Source organism: Pseudomonadota bacterium (assembly GCA_022361155.1).
Lineage (GTDB): Bacteria > Myxococcota_A > Polyangia > Polyangiales > JAKSBK01 > JAKSBK01.
On record JAKSBK010000372.1, the window covers coordinates 1 to 8,738 of the forward strand.

9 protein-coding genes are annotated in these 8,738 nt (G+C 66.0%); 7 read left to right on the forward strand and 2 right to left on the reverse strand.

Annotation, left to right across the window (positions count from 1 at the left end; translation table 11 throughout):
• A partial coding sequence (locus MJD61_14290; protein ID MCG8556439.1) for a M66 family metalloprotease occupies nt 1-1,374 on the reverse strand: 1,374 nt, incomplete at its 3' end.
• A 427-nt stretch (nt 1,375-1,801) separates the two neighbouring features.
• Between MJD61_14290 and MJD61_14295 the strand changes: the two genes are divergently transcribed.
• The 7 genes from MJD61_14295 (at nt 1,802) to MJD61_14325 (ending at nt 8,330) form a co-directional block, all read left to right on the forward strand.
• Nucleotides 1,802-4,264, forward strand: a complete 2,463-nt coding sequence (locus MJD61_14295) for a Gmad2 immunoglobulin-like domain-containing protein (protein ID MCG8556440.1) — start codon at nt 1,802-1,804, stop codon at nt 4,262-4,264.
• Between the two features lie 492 nt (nt 4,265-4,756).
• Nucleotides 4,757-4,966: a type II toxin-antitoxin system HicB family antitoxin gene (locus tag MJD61_14300; GenBank protein MCG8556441.1), complete on the forward strand. Its 210-nt coding sequence runs from the start codon at nt 4,757-4,759 to the stop codon at nt 4,964-4,966.
• Nucleotides 4,963-5,175 carry a type II toxin-antitoxin system HicA family toxin gene (locus MJD61_14305; protein MCG8556442.1) on the forward strand — a complete coding sequence of 71 codons (213 nt, stop codon included), beginning with the start codon at nt 4,963-4,965 and terminating at the stop codon, nt 5,173-5,175. Before MJD61_14300 ends, MJD61_14305 begins: the two co-directional genes overlap by 4 nt.
• Nucleotides 5,176-5,739: 564 nt before the next feature.
• Entirely contained in the window at nt 5,740-7,365 is a 1,626-nt protein-coding gene (locus MJD61_14310) for a DUF1592 domain-containing protein (protein MCG8556443.1), read from the forward strand.
• Between the two features lie 47 nt (nt 7,366-7,412).
• Nucleotides 7,413-7,778 carry a type II toxin-antitoxin system VapC family toxin gene (locus tag MJD61_14315; GenBank protein ID MCG8556444.1) on the forward strand — a complete coding sequence of 122 codons (366 nt, stop codon included), beginning with the start codon at nt 7,413-7,415 and terminating at the stop codon, nt 7,776-7,778.
• Nucleotides 7,775-8,026, forward strand: coding sequence for a type II toxin-antitoxin system ParD family antitoxin (locus tag MJD61_14320; protein MCG8556445.1), 252 nt, complete (start codon nt 7,775-7,777; stop codon nt 8,024-8,026). The genes MJD61_14315 and MJD61_14320 overlap by 4 nt, the downstream gene beginning before the upstream one ends.
• Nucleotides 8,019-8,330, forward strand: coding sequence for a type II toxin-antitoxin system RelE/ParE family toxin (locus MJD61_14325; protein ID MCG8556446.1), 312 nt, complete (start codon nt 8,019-8,021; stop codon nt 8,328-8,330). Before MJD61_14320 ends, MJD61_14325 begins: the two co-directional genes overlap by 8 nt.
• 148 nt (nt 8,331-8,478) lie before the next feature.
• On the opposite strand, the gene MJD61_14330 is transcribed toward MJD61_14325, so the two are convergent.
• Complete coding sequence (locus MJD61_14330; protein ID MCG8556447.1) at nt 8,479-8,667, reverse strand: hypothetical protein; 189 nt, start codon at nt 8,665-8,667, stop codon at nt 8,479-8,481.
• Between the last annotated feature and the right edge of the window lie 71 nt (nt 8,668-8,738).

Sequence of the window (8,738 nt, forward strand, 5' to 3'; positions counted from 1 at the left end):
ACGGTAGGCCGTGATCGATAAGGGGCGTCCTGACGCATCGCGTACATGCAACATGGTCGCCGGTCGCTCTGGAGCGCCTGCCGGACCCCGCCACTGTATAGGCTGCTCGCCCCAACGCATGCTCCCGTCCTGCTCCACTACCAGCGTGCGCCACTGCGGCGGCTCGGCCGCCGTGGAAGCGTCCTCGTCGGCACGTGCGGACTGCGCGCCGGTCGCAACGCTGCGAATTCGCTCCGCGAGCGCCCCGTAGGTATAGCCGCTCACCCACGAAGGGCTGCAGTAGCTCAGGAAGTCGCTGTGAGCTTCGGGTCCGAGCACGCGCTGTTCCATGGCGCTGAAACCCCAGCTGCCCAGCGCGGCTCGGGCATAAGGAAAGTCCGGATCGACATCATGGGTGTCGCCGCAAGGCGCGTGCTTGCGTCCATGCGCGTGCGCGAGCTCGTGCACGAGCGTGTTGACCGTCGAAAGCTCGTCGTAGCCGAGGCCGACGCCGACCCTGAGCTGCCAGTCCGCCGGACCCGCCTCGGGGGCAAGCCCGCCCACGCAGCTGCCCTTGCAGAACACGTCATTCGACACGGCCGGGTTGGCGAGCCCGTAGTAGTACATGTCCGCCGGCGCGGCGTCGGCCTGGCGCAGCTCGACCAGCCGCTGCAGCAGCTCGGCCCAGCCTTGACCCTCGCGGCGCACCACCACGTCCGAGGCCACCGGTTCGCGCACGCTGAGCTCGACCGAGCTCACCGGGTAGAGCTCGAGCAGGCGCTCGCGAAATGCCTCGAGCTGCGCTGCCGGCAGCTCCGGCAGCCGGTTCGAGCCGTCGGCGGCATATCGGATAGGCACCAGGCGCACCCTCAGGGGCCCGAGGCGCTCGGCTGCAAGCGAAGCGTGGCCTTCCCGTGGCCAGCGCACCTGCCCAACCTGTCCGGTCGCGCTCTTTGCTCCAGCACCCTGGCTATCCGCACGCTCATCAACCGCGTCCTGCCCTACCGCTCCGTCGGCCCGCACCACGGCCGCCGTCTCAAGCAGCTCCACCCTCACTGCTGCGGCCTCGGTGACCTGATCGGAACGAAGCCGGAAATTGATGCTGCTGCCCAGGTCCGCCTCGCTCGAAGCCAGCTCGACCCGTTGCGTCCGCTCGAGGACCTTCGCCCCACCCGGAACGCCGGCGAGGCTCAAGCGCACCGTAACCTCGCGCGGCTGCCACGACTCGTCCGGACGCACGAATACGCGCAGGGTAGCCTCGCGCCCTGCAACCACGGGGGCGTTCCGCTGCTCGGGTTCCACCATGCGGCGCATCAGCGGGACCTTGACGCTCTGGTAGATCGCCACCTCGGCCAGCCCGAGACCGCGGGCGTAGTCTGACCTGGTGGCGGCCACGGGACCCTCCGAAGCAGGCTGCGAGGCATCCGCAGGCCGCTCCTCGCCCAGAGGAGCCGCTCCTACGCAGGCTGAGAGCAGTGTCGAACCCCATACGAGCTGTGCCAGTTTCCGCCACGAGCCGAGCCCCGTGCGTGACGGGCGAGACACCACGGGAACCTTGGGCGTCGAACCAAGACCAGGAAATCTCCGACCCGATACCTGAGGCATTGACACACCCTAGCACACCCCGCACAAATTTCAATAGGAACATATTATTATGTTTTTAATGAAAGTCACCAGCCATCGCTCGTGTCGGGGCCGCTTACCCAGCCAGCGATTCCGGCCCTCAAAAAACGCAACCGGCGCCGTTCAAGCGACACACGTGCCGCCCAGGGCAGCATGCGAGACGGCTGCGGACGAAGCCGTAAGCCCAGGGGAGACACTCATGACGACACGTTACCTTGCCCGCTTTCTGGTCCCGCTGGTCATCGTATTCACCCCAGCGTGCGGCAACGAGCTCGGAAGCACGGACACGGGCGCGACGGGCGGGATCGGGGGGTTCACTGCCTACGGTGGGATTGGGGGCGCTGGCGGGATCGGAGGAACGGGGACCGCGACTGGAACGGGGACGGGAACGGGGACGGGAACCGGGACCGGAAGCGGCACGGGTACTGGAACGGGGACCGGGACGGGGTCCGGGACGGGAACCGGTAGTGGGATGAGTCCCCCGGCGGCGCCGGTAGTCACTGCACCGGCGCCCAACGATCGCGTGAGCGGGACCGTAACCGTGTCCGGCAGCGGCGAGCCGCTCGCGCAGGTCCACGTCGAGATCCATGACGAGGCAACGTCCGTTGGCACGGGCGCGGGCACGGTCGCCGGCGATGGTGGATTCGAGCTGTCGGTCGACTACATGCCCCCAGCGAACTCCACCCCGCTCACCGTGAGCGTGCACCTGAGCAACGACCATGGCGCCTCCGACATAGTGACCATCCCGGTGGTGCACAAGGATCGCTTCAACATACGGGGAACCGTCTCGCAGGTAATGGGCACCCGGGGCGGCTTGCTCGACGGGGAGAAGGTGCACGTCCGGCTCTACGACTCTGCCGGCATCGAGGACATCCCCAACCACATCGCCGAGACCGTGGTCAACGTGACCGAGGATATGCCGGCGGTCGCGCTCCCCTACGAGCTCTCGGTCATCGACGGCACCTACTACGTGCGTGCGTTCCGTGACTCTTTCGGCCCCCGCAGGAGCCCGCCGGACGGACAGCCGACCATCGAGTTCGACGCGCAGACTCGGTTGCAGCAGGTCATGGTCGACGGCACAGACCGCGACGTTTACTTGACCCTGTCGGCTCGCAGCGCAGGCACGGAAAACCTCCGCTACGATGGTTTCAACGCCTACGCATACAACGAAACGGCCGAGGCCGAGCCCCCCATCTACGTAACCGGCTCCGGCGACCAGGCGCTCGGAGATGGACTGTGCGGGGGCTTCTACCTCGTCATGACCGCCTTCATGCCCGCCTGGACGGGCAGCACCCCCGCGGGGGTGAGCGCCCCAAGAGTGAAGCTGCCCGACGGCTCGCTCGTCACCCTGCTCGACGACGGCGGCTGTGGCAAGGCTGTGCACGACAACACGAGCTCGAGCTTCGACACCGGTGCCGGCGACGGCGACTTCAGCTTCGGCGTGCTCGATCCGGCGCCCGAGCACGCTGGCGACTACACCCTCTTCTTCCACCAGTCCACGGATGACTTCATCCACATCGAAGTGGACCGCATCAAGGCTGTCACCAAGCTCTCGCGCGCCATGTTCCCCACTTCACCGACCGGTGCCAGCGCCAACACCAACCTGCAGCCCACGCTGACCTGGAACCCCGTCCAGAATGCGAGCACCTACCGCGTGCACCTGACCTCGGCCGACGAAAGCACCTACTCCAACTGGACCGATCCGAACGCCACCGTACTCGGTACCTCGTACACGCCCGCCATGCCGCTGGCCGACGCAACGGCGTACTGCGTGAGCATGACCGCCTACGACGCCGACCCTGCCAGCGGCGACTACGACGCAGCCGCCGAGGGCGTGCAGAGCCACTTCGTCACCGACACCAGCGGCATGCACACCATCACCGTCTCGGGCGAGCTTGTCGATCACACGAACCAGAAGAAGCCCTACCTCGTGGCCGCGAGCGAAAACGGACAAGCTCTCGCGAGCGTATACCTGCCCGCCGAGTCGACAAACTACCAGCTGACCGTGCTCGGCTCGAGCTTCGCCGACGCCGGCGAGCTCACCGGGCACATCGACGCCGACGGCAGCGGCGACCCCTACAGCCCCGAAAACCTCCTGTACACACGCGCCCTCATCAACCTCGACTTCAGCGCGAACCTGACGCAAGACCTGCAGCTCGATCCCCCCATCGATCTCCTCGCCCCGGCCCAGGATGCGGTGGTGGGCACTGCGCCCACCCTCTCCTGGCACGCCTACACCTCGCCCGGCCTGACAGGCCCTTGGAGCTACGTCGTCTACCTCGACAACCCCACCAGCGGCACGGACCTGCCCGACAACATGCTCGCCCTCCCGAGCGCCGTGACCACGCTCGTTCTCATGAGCCCACCCGCCCTTGCCGAGGATGCCCTCGACGTGGGCTTCCACATGACCTGCACCGACGCCGGCGGCACCCCCGTCTACAACGCTCCGGCAAGCCCGACCTGCAGCGGCGCCACCGCCCTTCCCTTCACCCCCGATCTGTCCGCCTCCCTGTCCTGGGACTGGGGCGTGATCATCGTACCCTGCGACTTCAGCGACTACGCAACATCCCCCGGCACCTACGCCGGCTGCGTCGCCCACGCACTCGACACCATCAACCCCATCCATGCCTGGTCCCCCGTCCGTACCTTCCGGACGCAGTGAGGGCCGCACGCTTCAAAAGACCCCGAGCCGAGCCCGGACACCGAGCCCAGGAACGCAGAACGTTCGTATTGCGGCTGTGCAGCAGCGCCGCCCCATAGCGAAGCCAGCCGTTCTCCGTAGTGCGCCGCCTGCCTCTGGAGCTCGTTGCGCAGGGCGTGCAGGTCCCGCTCGAAGCTGCGCTGGGTCGTTCGCGCCGCGGCAGCCGCGCCCCTTGCTCCCGACGGCACAGAGCACGAACGGCTCATCTACCACTACGACGAGCCCTCGCCGCACCTGCCAGGCGATAACGTCGTGCCCGGCACTTGGCCAAACTGGTGCCGGGTTCCCTCCGCCGCCTACGTTGCCAGTCCTGAGCGAAAACGCTGCACGTCTACGACCGGCACGCGGCATTCAACACTTAGCCGCGGAACAAGACGAGGAGTTGTGCCAAGTATGAAGCAGCAAACCAGAGGCGGTTTGCTCGAGCGAAGGCTTGAGCACCATAATGGAGCGATGAGCTTGTCGATCGAGCTGGAGCAGGAAGTGGACGGGTGCTGGATCGCGGAGATTCCAGCGCTTCCGGGTGTATTGGCGTATGGCGAAAGCCGTGACGAAGCGCTCAAGGCGGTGCAGAGCCTGGCGCTGCGGGTCGTTGCCGACCGGCTGGAGAACGGCGAGTCGGTGCCTCCGGTACTGCTTCAAGTCTTTTCGCCAGCAGCGTGAGCGACTGGTCCACGACCAAAGCGCGGCGCGTGCTTGCAGCGTTGTGCCGGATCGGCTGGAACACCAAGCGGCAGCGGGGCTCGCACCGCATCCTCGAACGCGATGATTGGCCTGATTACGTCTGGGCCTTCCACGATGGCGTGGAGATCGGCCCCAGGATGCTCGCTCGCATTGCCAAGCACACGGGTCTGAGCCCCGACGATCTTTAGTCTCCCTTCCACTGCGACTGACCACGAAAACGCTCCCATCCCGCCTATCCCTGGCGGACGCAGTGAGGCCGCACGCTTCAAGAGACCCCGAGCCTCAGGGCCCGAGATCGACACCGAACGGGGACGGGGACCGGGGACCGGGGAACCCGTCCCTGCCCTCCCGCCACGCCAGACAAAACCCTTGCTCGCAATCCCGACCATGCTAAACCGAATTTAGTCGCCGTTGTGGGAGAGCATGCGACGTCGGCCCCCGTGAGCGGGGCCTATTCCACCAGATAAGAACGGGGGTTGTTCGTGAAGCACATCCGCGACTCGACTCAGCACCTCGATACGAGGCCATGCTTCGGCCGCGCGGGGGGGTTGCTGCTCTGCCTGCTCGTGCTAACCGCATGCGGAGGACACGCCGGACAGTCCCGGCACGCCCTAACCAGCGCAGCGGTGCGGGCCGGCACCGCGAGCGAAACCAACAGCTCTGCCCCCCAGACTGTCAGTCCCTTCGCCTGCCGCCCTTCGGTCGCTCGCTCCACGCGCAGCGGATGGCGACGACTGACGCGGCGCCAGCTAGTGCAGACGGTACACGACCTCGTGCACTTCGCCCTGCGCGATGAGTACGCCGCGGGTGAGGTGCTCGCAGCCCTCGGACCCGAGCTCTCGGCGCTTCCCGAGGACCGTCAAGCGGCTCCCGGCGGGCATCTTCAAAGTGGCTACAGGCGACTTGATCAGGATCTGTCGCAGAGCTTCGTCGAGGCAGCGTACAAGCTTGCACATGCGGCCGGCGGCCAGCTCGCCGCCGCCAGGCGCCTGCGCGCTACGGTGGGAGAATGCGCAACCGACCGCGACGCCGGCAACGACGGGCCGTGCCTCGCGGCGTTCGTGGAACGCTTTGGTGCGCGGGCCCTGAGGAGACCGCTGCGTGCGGGCGAGCGCGACGCCTACCTGGCGCTGCATGGATCCGGCTCCGGCGTGAGCCCTTCAGGCCTCGCGAACGTGATCACCAACCTGCTGACTGCTCCGCAGTTCCTGTACCTCGTTGAGCAGGGAAGAGTTGAACAAGGCAGCGTTGAACAAGGCAGCGTTGAACAAGCTAGACTGCAAGTACCTCGAGCAGGCGAAAACCGTGAGCTCGCACCGTTCGAGCTCGCGAGCAGACTGTCCTATCACTTCTGGGACACGATGCCCGATGACGAGTTGTGGGAAGCGGCGCGTGCTGGAGCGCTCGACAACGCTCAAGAGTACGCGCGCCAGGTCGCGCGCCTGTTCGCCGACCCGCGCACGCGACAGACCATGCGCGAGTTCTATCGCGACTGGCTCCAGCTAGAAAAGCTGCCGGATTTGCGCAGCCGCAACGAACAGCCTGTGTTCCGGGCCTTTGCCGGCAAGGACCTGCCGCTGCCAGGTCTGCGGCGAAGCATGATCGAAGAGGTGCTGGACCTGGCGGACTACTACACCTGGGACCAGCCGTCGGGCCTGGAAAGCCTGCTCCAGACCGATCTCTCCTTTGCACGCACCCGGGATCTCGCGGACCTGTACGGGCTGCGGATGCACGTCCCCGGCGTGCCGCCTCCTTCCTTTGTCGCGGGAAAGCGGCGCGGCATCCTGACCCGCGCTGCTTTCCTTGCAACGGGCTCGGCAACGACGCGCCCTATCAAGAAGGGTGTATTCATTCGCACCAACATCCTGTGCGACCCGCTTCCGCCGCCGCCGGGAAACGTTGCCAGGAACGCACCCGAGCTGAGCGACACGCACAGCACGCGGCAGGTCGTCGAAGCGCTCACGGGCCAGCCGGGAACGCAATGCGCGGGCTGCCATCGGCGCCACATCAATCCCCTGGGCTTCGCCACCGAAAACTTCGACGCGCTCGGACGCTGGCGCAAAGCCCAGCCTCTGTTCAACACCGAGGGCGTGCAAGTAGGAACCGCACCCATCGACACGCGCAGCGTGCCGTTCGTCGTGCGGGGGGACAAGACGCCTGCGAGCGGTTCCGCCGACCTGATGCAGCTCATTGTCAAGAGCGGCAAAGCGCACAGCTGCCTCGTGCGCCAGTACTTTCGCTTCACGTTTGGTCGCTGGGAGAACCTGAAACGCGACGGCTGCGCGCTCGATCAGCTATGGCGGGCGCTGGCCCGCGGAGGCTCGCTCCAAGCCATGCTCAAGCAGGCCGCGCTGACTCCGGAGTTTCGACGCCTGTGAGCCCAGGCGATCTAGACCATCACCCCCCCATCCACGCTGGACTGACCTTGAGCTTTCTGCTCGATACCCACGTTTGGCCGTGGTGGTTGTTGGACGACGGCCGGTTGTCGCCACGGGCACGGGCGACGGTGGCGGATCCGGACAATACGGTGTTTGTGTCCGCGGCCAGCGCATGGGAGATCGCCACCAAGCATCGGCCCTCGGCGCAGGTGCTGGTGCAGGACATGGGCGCGCGGACGCGCTCCAAAAGGAGCCTGGAGCCCACGGCGCGCGCTGCGGCCCATACTCCGGGCACAGTTGCGGGAAACGCCGGGGAGGCGCTTGAGGACAGCCACACCGACTGCGCCAGACCATTGCGCCATGATGGCTATAATTGCCATTTTTGGACATTGCAGCTATACTCCAGGTCATGAACATCCATCTCGGCGACACCTTCGAGCGGTACGTGCGGACACAGCTTGCGGGCGGTCGCTACAACAACGCCAGCGAGGTCATTCGCGATGCGCTGCGACTCAAGATGCAGGCTGACGAAATCTACGCGGCCAAGCTGGAGGCGTTGCGGCGGGACATTGATTTGGCGGGCGAGCAGGTGCGTGCCGGAGAGACCGTGCCGTTTGATCTGGAGACCTTCTTGAGCCGGCCGCATCGGGCCGATGGCTAACGTTCGACTGTCCAAGTTGGCCTATCAAGACCTGGAGCAAATCGACGCCTACACGGTAACACGCTGGGGCCTGCACCAAGCCGACCGCTATGTGAGGGAGTTGTCGGATCGCTTTGTCCAACTCGCCGATAATCCAGAGCTTGGCCGGGCACGCGATGAGCTCAGAGAAGGCGTGCGATCACTGCCTGCCGACAAGCACATCATTTTCTACAAATGCCTGGATGGCGACGTCTTTGTATTGCGCATCTTGCATCATCGACGCGATCCGGCGTCGGCGCTAGACATGCCTGGGACAAACGCGTGACCCGTGTGCCACGACGCGACCTTACGCAAGCGAGAACACGCTCCATCACGCGCGCAGCGCCACACGGGGGGAATCAACAAGCGTCATTGACCGGACGCCAACACGGGTGAGGTCGGCCGGCCACACCCGCTCATGTCGACTGGTGCGTCTACGGCGCGGCATCGGGACTTCCAGGGGCCTGAACGGCTATCCACGACAAGCCTACCGCGCTGCCGTCCGGGGGCAACGCGCGCCGGTCGTAGTCGTAGCCGTAGTCGTGGTCGTGGTCGTGGTCGTGGTCGTGGTCGTGGTCGTAGGCGTGGTCGTAGTCGTAGTCGTGGCCGTAGCCGGATCCCACGCGTGACCGTGACTATCGGCAGAGCTTGGTGAGCATCTCAACGATGCGGACGATCAGTTGCTTGGACTCGC